This is a genomic window from Saccharothrix stipae, assembly GCF_054781895.1.
Genome location: NZ_BAAGTN010000017.1, coordinates 437332 through 455129, shown reverse-complemented (window position 1 = coordinate 455129; position 17798 = coordinate 437332). Strand labels below are relative to the sequence as shown.

Below are 17798 nucleotides of genomic sequence, written 5' to 3'. Positions count from 1 at the left end.
CGAACGGAGCACCGCTGCCGTTAGCCTGCGGCATGGGCATTTTGGTGCACGTACTGCTGACGGCGGTGGCGGTCTGGATCGCCACGGTCATCCCGGGCATCGACCTGGAACAGGGCGCGTCGACGCCCGCGAAGATCGGCACGCTGATCGGCGTCGCCCTGCTCTTCGGCCTGGTCAACGCGGTCGTCAAGCCGCTGGTGAAGTTCTTCGGCTGCCTGTTCTACCTGGTCACGCTCGGTCTGATCGGCCTGGTGGTGAACGCCCTGCTGTTCTGGCTCACCGGCTGGCTGGCGGGCGAGCTCGGCCTGCCGTTCGACGTCACCGGCTTCTGGCCCGCGTTCTGGGGCGCGATCATCGTCGCCCTGACGAGCTGGGTCCTGAACCTCGTCTACGACCGCGTCACCGACTGAGGGACGACGACGCCCCCCGGTCCACACCGGACCGAGGGGCGTTCGTCCACACCCGACTAGTTCGAGGCGGCCTTGTCCTCGTCCGGCAGGGGGGTGCCGGTCGGCTTCTCGTCCGTCGGGATGTCGCCGCGCTCCGACGCCAAGCCCCGGCGCACGGACGTCAGCAGCAGCTGCGCCACGTCCACGACCTCGACGTGCGAACCCGCCGCGCCCTCGTTCTGCCGCGCCGTCACGCCGTCGGTCAGCATCACCCGGCAGAACGGGCAACCCGTCGCGATCTTCGACGGCGCCGTGCCCAGCGCCTCGTCCACCCGGTCGAGGTTGATGCGCTTGCCGATCCGCTCCTCCATCCACATGCGAGCGCCACCGGCGCCGCAGCACATGGAGCGCTCCTCGTGGCGCGGCATCTCGCGCAGCGTCGCGCCCGACGCGCCGACCAGCTCACGCGGCGCCTCGTAGACCTTGTTGTGCCGACCCAGGTAGCACGGGTCGTGGTAGGTGACGTCCTCCGCGACCTCGGCCACCGGCACCAGCCTGCGCTCGCGCACCAGCTTGTTGAGCAGCTGCGTGTGGTGCACGACCTCGAACTGGCCGCCCACCTGCGGGTACTCGTTGGCCAACGTGTTGAAGCAGTGCGCGCACGTGACCACGATCTTGCGCTGACCGGCGGGCCGGCCGTCGAACACGGTGTTGAGCACCTCGACGTTCTGCTGCGCCAGCATCTGGAACAGGAACTCGTTGCCCGCGCGCCGCGCCGGGTCGCCGGTGCAGGTCTCCTCCGGCCCGAGCACGGTGTACTTGACGTCCGCGGTGTGCAGGAGCTCGGCCACCGCCCGCGTGGTCTTCTTGGCCCGGTCCTCGAACGCGCCCGCGCAGCCGACCCAGAACAGGTACTCGGCGTCACCCAGCTCGCCGTCGAACACCGGCACCTCGAAGTCGAGGCCCTCGGTCCAGCTCAAGCGGTCCTTGGCGTTCTGGCCCCAGGGGTTGCCCTTGTTCTCCAGGTTCTTGAACATGCCGCCCAGCTCGGACGGGAAGTTCGACTCGATCAGCACCTGGTAGCGGCGCATGTCGACGATGTGGTCGACGTGCTCGATGTCCACCGGGCACTGCTCGACGCACGCGCCGCACGTGGTGCACGACCACAGCACCTCGGGGTCGATCACGCCGAGCTCGTCCGCGCCGCCGACCAGCGGCCGCTCGGACTCGGCCATCGCCAGCACGTCGACGGACTCCAGCCGCTTCTTGTAGTCCTCGTACTTGTCCTCGGTCAGCCCGACCTCGTCACCGGCCATGTCCCGCGAACCGCCGGCCAGCAGGTACGGCGCCTTGGCGAACGCGTGGTCGCGCAGCTGCGTGATGACGAGCTTGGGCGACAGCGGCTTGCCGGTGTTCCAGGCGGGGCACTGGGACTGGCAGCGGCCGCACTCGGTGCAGGTGCTGAAGTCCAGCCAGCCCTTCCAGGAGAAGTCCTCGACCTTGCCGACGCCGAACACGTCCGTGTCGGGGTCGGCCTCCTCCAGGTCGAGCACCTTGCCGCCGCTCATCATCGGCTTCAACGCGCCGAGCGCGACGCCGCCGTCGTCCTCGCGCTTGAAGTAGATGTTGAAGAACGCGCTGAACCGGTGCCAGGCGACGCCCATGGTGAGGTTCTTCGACACCACGATCAGCCAGACCATGCCGGACAGCAGCTTGGTGATCGCCATGATCGAGACCCAGTCCGGGCTCGCGGGCAGGATGTTCGACAGCGGCGCGGTGACGAACGACGTCCACAGCGGCGGGTCCTCCAGGCCGGAGGCCTGCTTGAACGCCTTCACGCCGAGGATGCCGAGACCCTCGATGACCACGACCGCTTCCACGAAGTACGCGGCCTTGAAGTCGGAGCCCGCGAACCTCGACACCCGGTCGGCGCGGCGCGGGTGGTTGAGCTGGCGGATGACCGCCAACGCCACGCCGCCGGCCACGGTGCCGATGCCGAGCAGCTCGACCAGCAGCGACCACAGCGACCAGGTGCCGATCACCGGCCAGTGGAAACCGGGGTAGAAGACCTCGCCGTAGGCCTCGAACAGCACCGCGGAGCCGATGAGGAAGCCCCACATCACCATCCAGTGCCAGGGCGCGACCTTGCGGAACTTGGCCATCCGGGTGTGCGCGACGAACTCGACGACCAACGTCCGCAGGCGTGGTCCGAACGGCCCGTTGCGGGTCGCGTCCGGCTGGCCGAGACGGATGATCTTGATCATCCGCAGGACACCGGCGACGAACAGACCCCAGGCGAACACGCTGACGGCGACGCCGATGGCGCCGAGGGTGAGCTGGAGGGCTCCCATTGTGGTGGCGGCCTTTCTACGTCCGTTCTCCTGGCTGGGCAGCCTACGCCCGATTACTGGCCGGTAACCACTTGGACGTGGTCGATCACATAGAGCCGGTAGACTAGTGGAACAGACGTTCAACTTGTCGGGGGGTCGCCCGTGCTCGTGTACCTGGTGTTGGCCGTGGCGATCATCGGCGAGGTCACCGCCACCGTGTTCCTCAAGTTGTCCGAGGGGTTCAGCAAGCCGATCCCGTCGGCCGTGGTCATCGTGGGGTACGTGGTCGCGTTCGGCGCGTTGAGCAAGGTGCTGCAACTGGGCATGCCGATCGGCGTGGCGTACGCGATCTGGTGCGCCTTCGGGATCGCGGCGGTCGCGGGCATCGGGGTGGTGCTGTTCGGCGAGCCGCTGAACGCCACGATGGTGGTCGGGCTCGTGCTCGTGGTCGCGGGCGTGGTGGCCATCGAGGTCGGCAGCGGTGCCGGCGCCTGACGGCAGGCGGGCCCGCGGCGACCGGCGTCGGCGGGCGATCCTGGAGGCGACGCTTCGGGTCGTGGAGCGCGACGGCGTGGCGGGGGTGAGCCACCGGTCCGTGGCGCGCGAGGCGGACGTGCCGACGACGTCGACCACCTACTACTACGCGACGTTGGACGAGCTGCTGATCGCGACGCTCACGTGGTCGGCCGACCAGATGGCCGCGAGCTTCCGCGAGGTGCCCCTGACGCCCGCGGCGGTGGCCCGGTTCATCGCCGACGCCGCCGGCGAGCACCGGGGGCGCACGCTCGCCGAGTACGAGCTGTACCTGTTGGCGGCACGCCGGCCGGAACTGCGGCCGGCGGCGCGGCGGTGGATCTCGCTCATGGCCGAGGTCGCCGGCCCGTGGGACCCGGTGGCGCTGCGGGCCGTCCTGGCGGGCCTCGACGGGCTGCTGATCCAGGCCCTGATCGCGGATTTCCCCCCAATGGCGGAGGATTTGGAGCCGGTCGTGTCCCTTCTGATGCCCGGCGGATGACCTTCGCGCGGGACACTGGTGGCATGAGGTTCGCCGGTCGTGAGTCGTGGCAGGTGTCGCACGGGACGAATCAGACGGTCAACACCGCGCTGTTCGTCCGCGACACGCTCGCGCTCTCGGTCGAGACCGTGCCCGAGCTGCCCGGGCTCGACCCCTCGGTGCCGGTCGTGGTGCCGCCGGGGGTCGACCGCGCCGGTGCGGCCGAGGAGTGGCTCGGCTGGTGGGCCGACGTGCTCGATCACGCCCGCGCCGAACCGCCCGTCGGCGCGCCCGGTGGCACACCCGCCGACCCGGCCGGGTCGTCGTTGCAGGTCAGGCCCGCGCTCCGGGCGGCCGTGCTGGCGCTGCGCCAGGCGGCGGCGGAGTACGACCAGCGCTACGTCACCTCCCGCGGCGCGTTGCCGATCGGCGAGGTGGTGCGCGGCGTCGAGGGGCGGATCGGGCGGTACGTGCGGCCGTTCCGGCTGGTGATCACCGAGGTGCCGGTGCAGGGCATGGTGTGGGAGCGGATGACCGACACGCACGTCATCGCCTCGCAGCGCTTCCTGGTCGACCCGGCCCGCTCCGCCCCGGCCCTGCGCGCCGTGGTCGAGTCCCTGGCCTGACCGGCTCGCCCCCGCCGACCGCCCCGCTGACCGATCGCCTCGCCCCGCTGACCGATCGCTGACGGCGGGGGTAGGGACAGCCCCCGTATCGGGTCGGGGGCCTTCCTGGTGGGCCGGTCGGTCCAGTACCCCTAACTTGAACGTCGACAACCTTGACGTCCGAGGGGGCAGTGGTGGTTAAGCGGATCGCGTTGGTGGCCGGCGTGGCGGTGGCCGCGGCACTGGCGCTCTCGTCGTGCGTGCGGCTCGTGCAGAACGGCTTCGACGACCAGCACTCGGTCTCCGACCAGGTGGCCGAGATCCGACTCCAGAACGGCTCCGGCAACGTCGTGGTCCGCAGCCGCGAAGGCGCCGCGGAGACCGAGATCCGCCGGCGCGTCGAGTACCCGAAAGACGCCGACAAGCCCAGCGGCGTGTCCCACCGCATGGAGGGCTCCACCCTCGTCCTCGACGGCTGCGGCAACCGCTGCTCGGTGAACTACGAGGTCACCGTCCCGTCCAAGGACGTCCGGATCACCGGCGAGAACTCCTCCGGCGACGTCCGCCTCGAAGGCGTCGCCAGCGTCGAGGTCGAGGTCGGCTCGGGCGACACGACCGTCCGCGACGTGGCCGGCGTGGTGCGCGTCGACAACAGCTCGGGCGACCTGACCGTGGCCGACGTCGGCGGCGACTTCACCGGCAAGGTCGGCTCGGGCAGCACCAAGCTGTCGAACATGGGTGGCACGGTCACCATCGACAGCACCTCCGGTGACGTGTCCGTGCAGCTGACCACCGTGACGTCGGTGCGCGCGGACGTGGGCAGCGGCAGCCTGACCGTCGACGTCCCGCAGGGCATGTACAAGGTCAACGTCGAGGCGGGCAGCGGCGACAAGGACATCAACGTCAAGAACGACCCGAACGCCGCCGCCGAGCTGGTCCTGCACGCGGGCAGCGGCGACGTGACCGTGCGCGCCGTCTAGGCGTTCTGCTCGTACGCCGCCACCAGCAACGCCTCCACCTCACCGTCGAGCTCGTCGGCCCCGGTCAGCGACACCTTGTGCGTCGACTGACCGGGGCCGCCCGGCGTCAACCGGTCGCTGTCGGGCACCTCGGTGAACCGCAGGCCCAGGTCGACCCGCGACGCCAACGCCTGGACGGCCGCGAACTGCCGGCCCCGCACGAACGGCACGTAGGTCGCCCGCCCCTCGGCCCGCACGTCCTCGCCCAGCCCGAAGACCAGGGTGGCGACGCGGTCGAACAGCGGGCGCAACGCCTCCTTGCGCCCCGAGTACTGCGACTCGACGTACTCCGCGAACGTCGGCTCGGTCCACCCGGCCCGCCGCGCCGCCGCGTCCGCGATCGTCCACTGCGAGTTCTGCCTCACCCCGTGCACGTCGCGCAGCCACGCCCGGACGGCCTTCCGGTCCACCGGGTCGAGCGAGCTCGCCTCGACCAGCGCGACCCATTCCTCCAGCGTGCGGCCGGTGCGGGCGCGCATGGACGCGGTGATGGCGGACATCATGTCGGCGGGTGACTCCATCCCACGAGTGTCCCGGATCACCCCCGGCCGGGAACACCCGAACGGCCCCGTCCGTTGGACGAGGCAGAAAGATTGAGCCTGGTGGACTCAAGTCCGCCGACGCCGGCTAAACTTGAGCCGGTCCCGCTCAACGCGGGGCTCTCACACACGCACTACCAGGAGGAATCCAATGGCGCGAGCGGTCGGCATCGACCTGGGGACGACCAACTCCGTCGTCGCGGTTCTCGAAGGTGGCGAGCCGACGGTGATCGCCAACTCCGAGGGGTCGCGCACCACCCCGTCCATCGTGGCCTTCGCCAAGAACGGCGAGGTGCTCACCGGTCAGCCCGCCAAGAACCAGGCGGTGACCAACGTCGACCGGACCATCCGGTCCGTCAAGCGCCACATCGGCACGGACTGGAAGACGCCGGACGTCGACGGCAAGGCCTACACGCCGCAGGAGATCAGCGCGCGCGTGCTGATGAAGCTCAAGCGCGACGCCGAGGCCTACCTGGGCGAGGAGATCACCGACGCGGTGATCACCGTCCCCGCCTACTTCGAGGACGCCCAGCGCCAGGCCACCAAGGAGGCCGGCCAGATCGCGGGCCTCAACGTGCTGCGCATCGTCAACGAGCCCACCTCCGCCGCCCTGGCCTACGGCCTGGACAAGGGCGACAAGGAGCAGACCATCCTGGTCTTCGACCTCGGTGGCGGCACGTTCGACGTCTCGCTGCTGGAGCTCGCCGAGGGCGTGGTCGAGGTCAAGGCCACCTCCGGTGACAACCACCTCGGTGGCGACGACTGGGACCAGCGCATCGTCGACTGGCTGGTCGAGCGGTTCAAGCAGACCAACGGCATCGACCTGACCAAGGACAAGATGGCGTTGCAGCGCATCCGCGAGGCGGCGGAGAAGGCGAAGATCGAGCTGTCCAGCTCGAACAACGCCTCCATCAACCTGCCCTACATCACCGTGGACGCGGACAAGAACCCGCTGTTCATGGACGAGACGCTGTCGCGCGCCGAGTTCCAGCGCATCACCAACGACCTGCTGGAGCGCACCCGCGCGCCGTTCAACAACGTGATCAAGGACGCCGGCACCAGCGTCGGCGACATCGACCACGTGGTGCTGGTCGGCGGTTCCACCCGCATGCCCGCGGTGGCCGAGCTGGTCAAGGAGCTGACCGGCGGCCGTGAGCCGAACAAGGGCGTGAACCCGGACGAGGTCGTCGCGGTCGGCGCGGCGCTGCAGGCCGGTGTGCTGAAGGGCGAGGTCAAGGACGTCCTGCTGCTCGACGTCACCCCGCTGTCCCTGGGCATCGAGACCAAGGGCGGCGTGATGACCAAGCTCATCGAGCGCAACACCACGATCCCGACCAAGCGCTCGGAGATCTTCACCACCGCCGACGACAACCAGCCGTCCGTGCAGATCCAGGTCTTCCAGGGTGAGCGCGAGTTCGCCCGGGACAACAAGAAGCTCGGCATGTTCGAGCTGACCGGCCTGCCGCCCGCGCCGCGCGGCGTCCCGCAGATCGAGGTCACCTTCGACATCGACGCGAACGGCATCGTGCACGTGTCCGCCAAGGACATGGGCACGGGCAAGGAGCAGCGGATGACGATCACCGGTGGCTCCGCGCTGCCGAAGGACGACATCGAGCGGATGATCAAGGACGCCGAGGCGCACGCGGAGGAGGACAAGCGCCGCCGCGACGAGGCCGAGGTCCGCAACCAGGCCGAGACGCTCGTCTACCAGACGGAGAAGGTCCTCAAGGAGAACGAGGACAAGATCCCGGCCGAGGTCAAGGAGAAGGTCACCGCGGCCGTCGCCGAGACCACCGAGGCGCTCAAGGGCGAGGACATCGCCAAGATCCGCACCGCGGTGGAGAAGCTGGCCACGGAGTCCCAGGCCATCGGCCAGTCCCTGTACGCCAACGCACCCACGGCCGACGCCGCGGGCGCCACCGGTGGCACGACCCCCGGTGACGCGCCGAAGGCCGACGACGTCGTGGACGCGGAGATCGTCGACGAGGACGAGAAGAAGTGACCAGGCCCGAGGAGCAGCCCCACGTGGTGGTGCGGGACCGCAGGCGCATCGACCCGGACACGGGTCAGGTGCGGCAGACCCCGGCGGACGAGACCCCTGTCGACGAGAACGGGCCGGCCGAGGCGTCGCGGGCCGACGCCCCGGTCGAGCCGGACGCCGGTTCGGTCGACCCGGCCGGTGTGCCCGAGGCCGGTTCGGAGGGCGGCGGCAAGCACGCCCTGCCCGAGCCGCCGGACGAGCCGCCGGCCGTGGCCGTCGACCCGTCGGTCGAGCTGAAGGCGCAGCTGGACGAGCGGACCGCCGACCTCCAGCGGTTGACCGCGGAGTACGCCAACTACCGCAAGCGGGTCGACCGCGACCGGGAACTGGTGATCACCACGGCCAAGGCGCAGGTGGCCGGCGAGCTGCTCGGCGTGCTCGACGACATCGAGCGGGCCGGCGCGCACGGCGACCTCACCGGTGCGTTCAAGGCGGTGGCCGACAAGCTGGTCGGCGCCCTGCACGGCACCGGCCTGGAGGCGTTCGGGCACGAGGGCGAGGAGTTCGACCCGTCCGTCCACGAGGCCGTGCAGCACAGCACGTCGCCGGACGTCAGCGGGCCGACCGTCACCGCCGTGCTGCGTCGCGGCTACCGGTACGGCGAGCGCGTGCTGCGGCCCGCGCTGGTCGCGGTGACCGACCACGAGCCGGCCGCCGAGCCGCCCGTCGTCGAGCAGTCGGTCCCAGCAGGGACGGCCGACGAGGCCGTCGAGAAGCCGGTGGAAGAGCAGCAGCAGGACTGAGGAAGGGGGCGGCGTCCGTTGAGCGCTCGCGACTGGATCGAGAAGGACTTCTACCGCGAGCTGGGCGTCACCTCCGACGCCTCGGCCGACGAGATCAAGAAGGCGTACCGGAAGTTGGCGCGGGAACTGCACCCCGACGCCAACCCCGGTGACGCCAAGGCCGAGGCGCGGTTCAAGGCGGTGTCCGAGGCGTACGGCGTGCTGTCGGACACCGCCAAGCGCAAGCAGTACGACGAGGCCCGCCGCCTCTTCTCCGGTGGCGGCGGGTTCCCCGGCGGTTTCGGCGCCGGCGGCGGGTTCGACGTGGGCGACCTGTTCGGCCGCCAGGGCGGCGCGCAGCCCGGCGGCATGGGCGGGCTCGGCGACCTGCTCGGCGGGCTGTTCAACCGCCGGGCCGGCGCGTCGACGTCGGCGACCAGGCCGCGGCGCGGCGAGGACGTCGAGACCGACGTCCGGATCGACTTCACCGAGGCCGTGAAGGGCGCGACCGTGCCCATGCGGCTGTCCAGCCCGGCGTCCTGCGGCACGTGCGCGGGTTCCGGCGCGCGCCCCGGGACGTCACCGCGGACGTGCACGAACTGCGGCGGCGCCGGCCTGGTGACGCGCAGCCAGGGCGCGTTCGCGTTCTCCGAGCCGTGCGCGGACTGCCGCGGCACCGGGCGGATCGTGGACGACCCGTGCCCCGAGTGCGGCGGCGACGGCGTGAGCACGAAGACCCGGACGCTGACCATCCGCATCCCGCCCGGGGTGGACGACGGCCAGCGGATCAGGCTGGCCGGGCAGGGTGAGCCGGGGCGCAACAACGGGCCCGCCGGCGACCTGTTCGTGCGCGTGCACGTCAACCCGCACGCGCTCTTCGGCCGGTCGGGCAACGACCTGACCGTGACCGTGCCGGTGACCTTCCCCGAGCTGGCGCTCGGCACGACGTTGACCGTGCCGACCCTCGAGGGCAAGGTGACGTTGAAGGTGCCCGCGGGCACGGCCAGCGGCCGGGTGCTGCGGGCCAAGGGCAAGGGCATCGCCAAGCGGGACGGCCAGGTCGGCGACCTGCTCATCACGCTGAACGTGGCCGTGCCGAACAACATGGACGCCGCTGCTCGGGAGGCGTTGGAGAACTACGCGTCGGCGACGGCGAAGCACGACCCGCGCGCGGAGCTCAACGCCCTTGTGGAGAAGAGGTCGGTGTGAGCTTCCCGTTCCCGCCCGGCACCGACGAGGACACGCCGTTCTTCGTCATCTCCGTGGCGGCCCAGCTGTCCGGTCTGCACGCGCAGACGCTCCGGGCCTACGACCGGCTGGGTCTCGTGTCGCCCGGCCGCACCTCCGGCGGCGGGCGCCGGTACTCGATGCGCGACATCGTGCTGCTGCGGGAGGTGCAACGCCTCTCGCAGGAGGAGGGCGTGAACCTCGCGGGCATCAAGCGCATCATCGAGCTGGAGAACGAGGTCGGCGCGCTGCGCGCCAAGGTGCAGGAGCTGAGCGAGCAGGTCGCCTCCGCCATGGCCGCGGCCGAGCACGCCGCCGCGTCGGTGCACGCGTCGTACCGCCGCGACCTGGTGCCGGTGCGCCACGAGACGGCCCTGGTCGTCTGGAAACCGAACCCGAAGCGCTGAGGACGTGCCGCCGGGCCGCTGTGTAGCTCAATAGGGTGATCATGGCCGGAAAATGTACGGAAACACTGTTCCCGTACCTCGGTTAGGAACGAGGAACCCCGCGACCACCACCCGCCCCCGACCCCCGGATCACGACCGCCCACCACGCCCCCCGACGCCGACCCCGACCCCTTGACCCGAACGACGCACACTCGACCGGCCGACCCGCGCCAGACTGGACCCCGTGGACTACGTCTTCGTGCACGGCACCACCCAGTCGCCGGCCGCCTGGCGCCCGGTCGAGGACCTGCTCCGCCGACGCGGCCACCGCACCGTGGCCGTCGACCTGCCCACCGACCGCCCCGAGCTGCGCGCCGTCGACTACGCCGCGATCGCCCGCGCCCAAGCGGGCGACGCGCTGGCCCCGGTCCTGGTGGGCCACTCCGGCGCCGGCCTGCTGATGCCCGCCATCGCGCGCGCCGTCGGCGCGTCCCACCTGGCCTGGATCGCCGCGATGATCCCCGGCCCGGTCCCGCTGGCCGACGAGCTCGCGGTCGACACGGGCGAGATGTTCAACCCCGAGTGGCGATCGCTCACCGAGCCCCCCACCGCGGACCCCGTGGTGGCCTCGTACTTCCTGTTCCACGACTGCGACCTGGCGGGTGTGCGCGCGGGTCTGCGGACGCTGCGCCTGTTCTACCCCGCCGCGACGTACCGCGAGGTGCACGAGCTGCCGGACCTGCCGTCGACCTACGTCCTGCCGCGCGACGACCGCACGCTGCGGCCGTCGTGGATGCGCCGCGCCGCGCGCGAACGGCTCGGGGTCGAGGCGATCGAGGTCGACGGCGGGCACTGCCCGCAGACCAGCCGGCCGGAGACGCTGGCGGCCGTGCTGGGCGCGGCCCGGCCAGGGCCGCCGTGACGCACGCGGACCGCCGCGAGCGCTGAGGCCCGCAGAACGTGAAGAATTTTCGGAAAGTGACTCAGTCCAGCGTGAACGGGTCGTACCTGATCCGGTCGAGCGGGGTGCCGGCGACCAGCATCCGCGACACGGTCGCCCGGATCATGGACGGCGAGCCGCACACCAGCACGTCCCGGTCCTCCCACGCCCCGTAGCGGGTGACCACGTCCGCCAAGGTGCCCTGCTCGATCCCGCGCGCACCGGGGTCGGACTCCAGCACCGGCACCACGGTCAGCCACGGGTTCGTCATGGCGAACCGCTGGAGGTTGTCCAGGTCGTACAGGTCCTCGCGGGTCCGCCCACCCATGAACAGGTGCACGCGCGGGTTCTCGCCCCACTGCGCCATCTCGTCGATGATCGCGTGCATGGGGGCGACACCGGTCCCGCCGGCGACCATCAGCACGTCCCGCCCGGACTTGCGGTCGACGCTGAGCCGACCCATCGGCGGGCCGATGCGCCACACGTCACCGGGCTGGGTGTGGCCGACGATCGACCGGCTGACCCACCCGCCCTCGACCGACCGGATGTGGAACTCGATGATCCCGTCGTCACGCGGCGCGTTCGCGGGCGAGTAGTACCGCCACAGCCGCGCGCGCTGCGGCGTCTCGACGCTGACGTACTGCCCGGCGCGGTACCCGACGGGGTGGTCGGGTTGCAGCCGCACGACCGCGAGGTCCCAGCTCACCCGCTGGTGGTCCAGCACGGTGGCGTGCCAGTAGGCGGGGCCGTCGTCGGCCGCCGCAGCCTCCTGCATGGCCCGCGCCATGATCGTGTACGCCTCGGCCCACGCCATCTCGACCTGGGGCGTCCACGCGGGCCCGGCGAACTTCTTCACCGCCGCCAGCAACGCCATGCCGACGGACTCGTAGTGCACGTTGACCACGCCGAACTTGCGGTGGTCGCGCCCGAGTTGGCGCAGGAACGGGATCAGGTCGTCCGGTCTGTCCACCATCTGGACGACGTGGACGAGGGCGCGCAGCAGTCGGCTGCGCTGGACCTCCATGTTCGCGGGGAACATCTCGCGGGTCGCCGGCGCGAGGCTGAAGAGCATGCCGTAGAAGAACTTGGCTACCTCTTCGGCGCGCGACTCCACCACCGCGAAGCTCTCCCGGATCATCCGCACCATAGCGGTGACACCAGGAGGAGGTTCTCGGTGTGGCGGGCTCGGGATGGGGCTCAACACGGCGTTCGCAGTCATGGTCCGGGCGCAGTCTCCACGTTTCTGGCGGCGCCAGCAAGGGCGCTACGTCCTCGTCAAGCTTCCATCCCCGACGAGGGGACACTAACCCGCCAACTGGCCGATCGACTCCTTGATGCCACCTTCGAGTGCAGTGCGATTACGGACGGTTGCTCAGCGCTCCCGCAAACGAGTGGACATTCCCTTCCACGTATACCGAACTCGGTGCTTGTGGCCCACCGCCAGACGCGCATCCCCTCACGGGATGTGGGCCACGCCGCACGTCAACCGACCCGTCCGGGTCCGCCGCCACGCCCGGCGGCGGACCTCCGGACCACGTTTCACCCCAGTGGCGGCCGGCAGACCGCACCGGTGCGGTGGGCCGCAGTCGCCTGTGGATTCCGACCTGCGGATTGTGGACAACTCGGGTGCCGGTGTGGACAACCGGCTGCGACATGTGGGTGACGTGCGTCAGGGCTGGGCGGACCGCTCGGCTGCGCTGCGTTCAACGCAGAACTCGTTGCCCTCGGGATCGGCCAGCACGACCCAGCCCTTGCCGTCGGGGCGGCGCATGTCCGACACGAGCGCGGCGCCGATCCCGAGCAGCCGTTCGACTTCGGCGTCCCGCGTGGTGTCGGGTTGCAGGTCGAGGTGGACCCGGTTCTTCACCGACTTGCCCTCGGGCACCTGGATGAACAGCAGGCCCGGCCCTTCGGGCAGCGCGACCAGTGCTTCGGGGTCGCCGGGTGCGTCGTCGTCGGAGATCGGCCGTCCGGTCACCCGGCTCCAGAAGCCGGCCAGCTCGTAGGCGTCCTGGCAGTCGATGGTGATGTGGTGCACGAGTGAGGTCATCCGCTGATCGTCGCGGCGGGGCCGATCGGGCGCACCCGAGTTTCGCCCGGGTGGCCCACGCCACACCGGTTCGACTAGGTTGAGCGGAACAGGCTCAACTTTTCTGACGTTGAGTCGGATGACGGCTGGTTGCGACGAGCCGGCCCTTGCGCTGGAACACCCGACCGAGGTGAGGAATGGACGCTTTCAACCCGACCACGAAGACGCAACAGGCCGTGTCGGCCGCCGTGCAGGCGGCGACCATCGCGGGCAACCCCGACGTCGGCCCGGTCCACCTCCTCGGCGCCCTCCTGGCCCAGGGCGACGGCCTGACCGCGCCCCTGCTCGCCGCCGTGGGCGCGGACCCGAAGCAGGTGCACAAGGAGCTGGACCAGCTGGCCAGGGCGCTGCCCGCGGCCAGCGGGTCGTCCGTGTCGGCGCCCCAGTTCTCCCGCGACGCGGTCCGCGTGCTGAGCAAGGCGCAGGAGCTGGCCACCGAGATGGGTGACGAGTACGTCTCCACCGAGCACCTGCTGGTCGGCCTCGCCCACCACGGCGGCCAGGTCGCCGACCTGCTCCGCCGGCACGGCGCGAACCCCGAGGCGCTCAGGGAGGCGTTCGGCAAGGTGCGCGGCTCGGCGCGGGTCACCAGCCCCGACCCCGAGGGCACCTACCAGGCGTTGGAGAAGTACGGCGTCGACCTGACCGAACGCGCCCGCAAGGGCGAGCTGGACCCGGTCATCGGCCGCAACACCGAGATCCGCCGCGTGGTGCAGGTGCTGTCGCGCCGCACGAAGAACAACCCGGTCCTGATCGGCGAGCCCGGCGTGGGCAAGACCGCCATCGTGGAGGGCCTGGCCCAGCGCATCGTGGCCGGTGACGTGCCCGAGAGCCTGCGGGGCAAGAAGGTCGTCGCGCTCGACCTCGGCGCGATGGTCGCGGGCGCGAAGTACCGCGGCGAGTTCGAGGAGCGGCTCAAGGCCGTGCTGAAGGAGATCACCGACTCCGCCGGCCAGGTCATCACGTTCATCGACGAGCTGCACACGATCGTCGGCGCGGGCGCGACCGGCGAGTCCGCCATGGACGCGGGCAACATGATCAAGCCGATGCTGGCCCGCGGCGAGCTGCGCATGGTCGGCGCGACCACGCTGGACGAGTACCGCGAGCACATCGAGAAGGACGCCGCCCTGGAGCGCCGCTTCCAGCAGGTCTTCGTCGGCGAGCCGTCGGTCGAGGACACGATCGGCATCCTGCGCGGCCTCAAGGACCGCTACGAGGTGCACCACGGCGTGCGCATCACCGACGCCGCCCTGGTCGCCGCCGCCACCCTGTCCGACCGGTACATCACCGCCCGCTTCCTCCCGGACAAGGCCATCGACCTGGTGGACGAGTCCGCGTCCCGGCTGCGCATGGAGATCGACTCCCGGCCGGTCGAGATCGACGAGGTCGAGCGCGCGGTGCGCCGGCTGGAGATCGAGGAGATGGCGCTGGCCAAGGAGTCGGACCCGGCCTCGGTGGAACGCCTGGCCGCGCTGCGCGCCGAGTTGGCCGAGCAGCGCGAGACCCTGGCCGGGCTGACCGCGCGCTGGCAGAACGAGAAGGGTTCGATCGAGAAGGTCCGCGACCTCAAGGAGCAGCTGGAGCAGCTGCGCGGCGAGTCGGAGCGGGCCGAGCGGGACGGTGACCTGGGCCGGGCCGCGGAGCTGCGGTACGGGCGCATCCCGGCGTTGGAGAAGGAGCTGGAGGCGGCGACCCGCACCACGCAGGACGCCGCCGTGATGCTGAAGGAGGAGGTCGGCCCGGACGACGTGGCCGACGTGGTGTCCGCGTGGACGGGCATCCCGGCCGGTCGGCTGCTCGAAGGCGAGACGGCGAAGCTGCTGCGCATGGAGGACGAGCTGGCCAAGCGCGTGGTGGGCCAGGCGGAGGCGGTCCGGGTGGTCTCGGACGCCGTTCGGCGCACCCGCGCGGGCGTGGCGGACCCGGACCGGCCGACCGGCTCGTTCCTGTTCCTCGGGCCGACCGGCGTCGGCAAGACGGAGCTGGCCAAGGCGCTGGCGGAGTTCCTGTTCGACGACGAGCGGGCGATGATCCGGATCGACATGAGCGAGTACTCCGAGAAGCACTCGGTGGCCAGGCTCGTCGGCGCGCCCCCCGGCTACGTCGGCTACGACCAGGGCGGGCAGCTGACCGAGTCGGTCCGCCGCCGGCCGTACTCGGTGGTGCTGCTGGACGAGGTCGAAAAAGCTCACCCGGACGTGTTCGACGTGCTGTTGCAGGTGCTGGACGACGGCAGGCTCACCGACGGCCAGGGCCGCACGGTCGACTTCCGCAACACCATCCTGGTGCTGACCTCGAACCTCGGCTCGCACGTCATCGCGGACGCCACCCTGGACGAGCGGCAGCGCGACGACGCCGTCATGTCGATCGTGCGGACGCACTTCAAGCCGGAGTTCCTCAACCGGCTGGACGACGTGGTGGTGTTCCACTCGCTGGCCACCGAGGAGCTCACCTCCATCGTGGACATCCAGGTGGACCGGCTCGCCCGGCGCCTCGCGCAGCGGCGGCTGGTCCTGGACGTCACCCCGGCCGCCCGCGAGTGGCTCGCGCTCAACGGCTTCGACCCGGTCTACGGCGCCCGTCCGCTGCGCCGGCTGGTGCAGTCGTCCATCGGCGACCAGCTGGCCAAGGAGCTGCTGGCGGGCGAGGTGCGCGACGGGGACACGGTCAAGGTGGAGGTCCTGGACGACAACTCGGGCCTGATCGTCGGCCGGTCCTGAGCCCGCAGGGGTCCCCCCGACCGGGGGACCCCTGATCTTCACTCTGCCGGCGAGCACCGACACCGGGCGGGTGGCCGGGCCGTGCCTGTGGACAAGGCCGGGGCCTGTGGATAAGTCCAAGTCGGGGCGCCGTGACGGGGCGCGACGGCCGCCGTGACCGACCCGCGCCCCCACCCGCGATCCGGGTAACAGCTTGATCCGTTCGCGCGAACCACGCCCCAAGTGATCTTCGTTTGTTCCCCGCCGCCCGCTACTCTCGCACCGTGGGCATACCGGCGTGGGTCTGGTTCACCGTCGCCGCGGTAGCGGGCGTCGCGGGGTTCGCCCTGCTCGCGACCGACCGGGCACAACGAACCGCGCGTAACCGCGAACGCCGCCGCTGGGCGGCGCTGCGCGGCTGGCAGTTCGAGGAGACCGACCACGTGCTGCCCACCCGCTGGGAGAGCGGCGCGATCGCCTACTACGGCACCGGCGTGGCCAAGGACGTGGTGGCGGGCTCGACCTTCACCGCCGACGGCCGCCGCCAGGTCTACGTGCTCGACCACGAGACCAGCGGCAAGGTCAACTCCGTGCTGGTCGGCGTGCGCTGCCGGCGGGCGTTGTCCGTGGTCATCGAGCTGTGGCTGCCCAGCGTGCCGTTCCAACGCGACCAGATGCCCGACCTGCTCGGCCCGGTCGGCTCGCGCTACGCGTTCGTCAGCGAACTGCCCGCCGCGCGCAAGCTCATCACCCCCGACCTGGTCGACGCCGCCGAGGAGATCGGCGCGGACGTCACCGTGGTCTGGCTGGAGGACGACTGGGTGCTGGCCGCCGCACCGCCGAACTCCACCCCGGCCCGCCTGGAACGGCTGCTGCGCGACCTCGGCGAACTGGCCGACGTGATCGACCCGTTCGAGGCCGACCCCGAGTCCGACACCGGTGGCGAGGTCCACCGCCCGCAGTTCGGGCGCAAGCAGTGACGCCGCCGACCGCGCTGGTGACCGGCGCGTCGTCCGGCATCGGCGCCGCGTTCGCCCGCCGGCTCGCCGCCGAGGGCCACGACCTGGTGCTCGTCGCCCGCGACGAGCGGCGGCTGGAGGAGACGGCGGCCAAGCTGCGCGCCGCGCACGGCATCACCGCCGAGGTGCTGCCCGCCGACCTGGCCACCGACGAGGGCCGCGACCGGGTCGCCGACTTCCTGGCCGCACGCGAGGTCGACCTGCTGGTCAACAACGCGGGCTTCGCCATCTCGGCCGAGTTCTTCACCGCCGAACCGGCCGACCTGCAGTCCCAGTTGGACGTGAACGTGACCAGCGTGCTGAGGCTGACCCGCGCGGCGCTGCCCGGCATGGTGGCGCGCGGGCGCGGCGCGGTGGTCAACGTGTCCAGCGTGGCCGGTTTCCTGCCCGGGCGCGGCACCACCTACAGCGCGGACAAGGCGTGGGTGACCGCGTTCTCCGAGGGCATGGCGATGGCCACGGCGGGCACGGGCGTGCGCGTGCTGGCGTTGTGCCCCGGCTTCGTGCGCACCGAGTTCCACCAGCGGGCGAGGATCGACATGTCCAAGACGCCCGACGTGCTCTACCTCGACGCCGACCGGGTGGTGCACGACTGCCTCGCCGACCTGCGCGCGGGCAAGGCGCTCTCGGTGCCGGGCGCGCAGTACAAGGCCATCACGTTGTTCGCCCGCCTGGTTCCGCGCGCGCTGGTCCGGCGGATAGCCTCCCGCGCGGCGGGTGGACGAGGTCGCACGTAAGAGCAGGGAACCCGAACCCGCTCCGGTCCGTCCCACTCCACTAGTTGGAACAGGGAGGAACC

Annotated in this window: 17 protein-coding genes; 13 read left to right on the top strand and 4 right to left on the bottom strand. The window is 71.1% G+C overall.

All coding sequences use genetic code 11. From position 1 onward, the window contains the following. Positions 1-32 precede the first annotated feature (32 nt). A complete protein-coding gene (locus tag ACYVLT_RS30230; protein ID WP_461123567.1) occupies positions 33-410 on the top strand; it encodes a phage holin family protein in 378 nt (125 codons plus the stop codon). Between the two features lie 56 nt (positions 411-466). On the opposite strand, the gene ACYVLT_RS30225 is transcribed toward ACYVLT_RS30230, so the two are convergent. Then, a complete protein-coding gene (locus tag ACYVLT_RS30225; protein WP_461123566.1) occupies positions 467-2740 on the bottom strand; it encodes a (Fe-S)-binding protein in 2274 nt (757 codons plus the stop codon). A gap of 141 nt (positions 2741-2881) precedes the next feature. On the opposite strand from ACYVLT_RS30225, the gene ACYVLT_RS30220 reads away from it, so the two are divergent. From ACYVLT_RS30220 to ACYVLT_RS30205, 4 genes are all read left to right on the top strand, one after another. Continuing rightward, a complete protein-coding gene (locus ACYVLT_RS30220) occupies positions 2882-3214 on the top strand; it encodes a DMT family transporter (RefSeq protein WP_461123565.1) in 333 nt (110 codons plus the stop codon). Next, positions 3201-3734, top strand: coding sequence for a TetR/AcrR family transcriptional regulator (locus tag ACYVLT_RS30215; RefSeq protein ID WP_461123564.1), 534 nt, complete (start codon positions 3201-3203; stop codon positions 3732-3734). Before ACYVLT_RS30220 ends, ACYVLT_RS30215 begins: the two co-directional genes overlap by 14 nt. A gap of 23 nt (positions 3735-3757) precedes the next feature. Then, positions 3758-4339 carry a hypothetical protein gene (locus tag ACYVLT_RS30210; RefSeq protein ID WP_461123563.1) on the top strand — a complete coding sequence of 194 codons (582 nt, stop codon included), beginning with the start codon at positions 3758-3760 and terminating at the stop codon, positions 4337-4339. A gap of 173 nt (positions 4340-4512) precedes the next feature. Next, positions 4513-5298 carry a DUF4097 family beta strand repeat-containing protein gene (locus tag ACYVLT_RS30205; RefSeq protein WP_461123562.1) on the top strand — a complete coding sequence of 262 codons (786 nt, stop codon included), beginning with the start codon at positions 4513-4515 and terminating at the stop codon, positions 5296-5298. Here ACYVLT_RS30205 and ACYVLT_RS30200 read toward each other — a convergent pair. Next, on the bottom strand, positions 5295-5858 hold the full coding sequence (locus tag ACYVLT_RS30200; protein ID WP_461123561.1) for a DUF5655 domain-containing protein: 564 nt from the start codon (positions 5856-5858) through the stop codon (positions 5295-5297). The two genes, ACYVLT_RS30205 and ACYVLT_RS30200, sit on opposite strands and share 4 nt — an antisense overlap. Positions 5859-6027: 169 nt before the next feature. Here ACYVLT_RS30200 and dnaK point away from each other — a divergent pair, with 169 nt between their 5' ends. From dnaK to ACYVLT_RS30175, 5 genes are all read left to right on the top strand, one after another. Then, complete coding sequence (dnaK, locus tag ACYVLT_RS30195; protein ID WP_461123560.1) at positions 6028-7878, top strand: molecular chaperone DnaK; 1851 nt, start codon at positions 6028-6030, stop codon at positions 7876-7878. Then, positions 7875-8660: a nucleotide exchange factor GrpE gene (gene grpE / locus ACYVLT_RS30190; RefSeq protein WP_461123559.1), complete on the top strand. Its 786-nt coding sequence runs from the start codon at positions 7875-7877 to the stop codon at positions 8658-8660. The genes dnaK and grpE overlap by 4 nt, the downstream gene beginning before the upstream one ends. Before the next feature lie 18 nt (positions 8661-8678). Beyond that, positions 8679-9848, top strand: coding sequence for a molecular chaperone DnaJ (dnaJ, locus tag ACYVLT_RS30185; protein ID WP_461123558.1), 1170 nt, complete (start codon positions 8679-8681; stop codon positions 9846-9848). Beyond that, entirely contained in the window at positions 9845-10273 is a 429-nt protein-coding gene (locus ACYVLT_RS30180) for a heat shock protein transcriptional repressor HspR (protein WP_360448977.1), read from the top strand. Before dnaJ ends, ACYVLT_RS30180 begins: the two co-directional genes overlap by 4 nt. Positions 10274-10496: 223 nt before the next feature. Next, the gene (locus ACYVLT_RS30175; protein ID WP_461123557.1) at positions 10497-11174 is read left to right on the top strand and encodes an alpha/beta fold hydrolase; all 678 of its coding nucleotides are present in this window, start codon (positions 10497-10499) and stop codon (positions 11172-11174) included. A 61-nt stretch (positions 11175-11235) separates the two neighbouring features. On the opposite strand, the gene ACYVLT_RS30170 is transcribed toward ACYVLT_RS30175, so the two are convergent. Next, positions 11236-12339 (bottom strand): FAD-binding oxidoreductase, encoded by a 1104-nt coding sequence (locus tag ACYVLT_RS30170; protein ID WP_461123556.1) that lies wholly within the window; start codon positions 12337-12339, stop codon positions 11236-11238. Positions 12340-12861: 522 nt separating this feature from the next. Next, on the bottom strand, positions 12862-13242 hold the full coding sequence (locus ACYVLT_RS30165; protein ID WP_461123555.1) for a VOC family protein: 381 nt from the start codon (positions 13240-13242) through the stop codon (positions 12862-12864). Positions 13243-13418: 176 nt separating this feature from the next. Between ACYVLT_RS30165 and clpB the strand changes: the two genes are divergently transcribed. From clpB to ACYVLT_RS30150, 3 genes are all read left to right on the top strand, one after another. Next, positions 13419-16001 carry an ATP-dependent chaperone ClpB gene (gene clpB, locus ACYVLT_RS30160; protein ID WP_461123554.1) on the top strand — a complete coding sequence of 861 codons (2583 nt, stop codon included), beginning with the start codon at positions 13419-13421 and terminating at the stop codon, positions 15999-16001. A 263-nt stretch (positions 16002-16264) separates the two neighbouring features. Then, entirely contained in the window at positions 16265-16960 is a 696-nt protein-coding gene (locus ACYVLT_RS30155) for a type III secretion system chaperone family protein (protein WP_461123553.1), read from the top strand. Continuing rightward, positions 16957-17736, top strand: coding sequence for an SDR family NAD(P)-dependent oxidoreductase (locus ACYVLT_RS30150; protein ID WP_461123552.1), 780 nt, complete (start codon positions 16957-16959; stop codon positions 17734-17736). Before ACYVLT_RS30155 ends, ACYVLT_RS30150 begins: the two co-directional genes overlap by 4 nt. Positions 17737-17798: the final 62 nt, after the last annotated feature.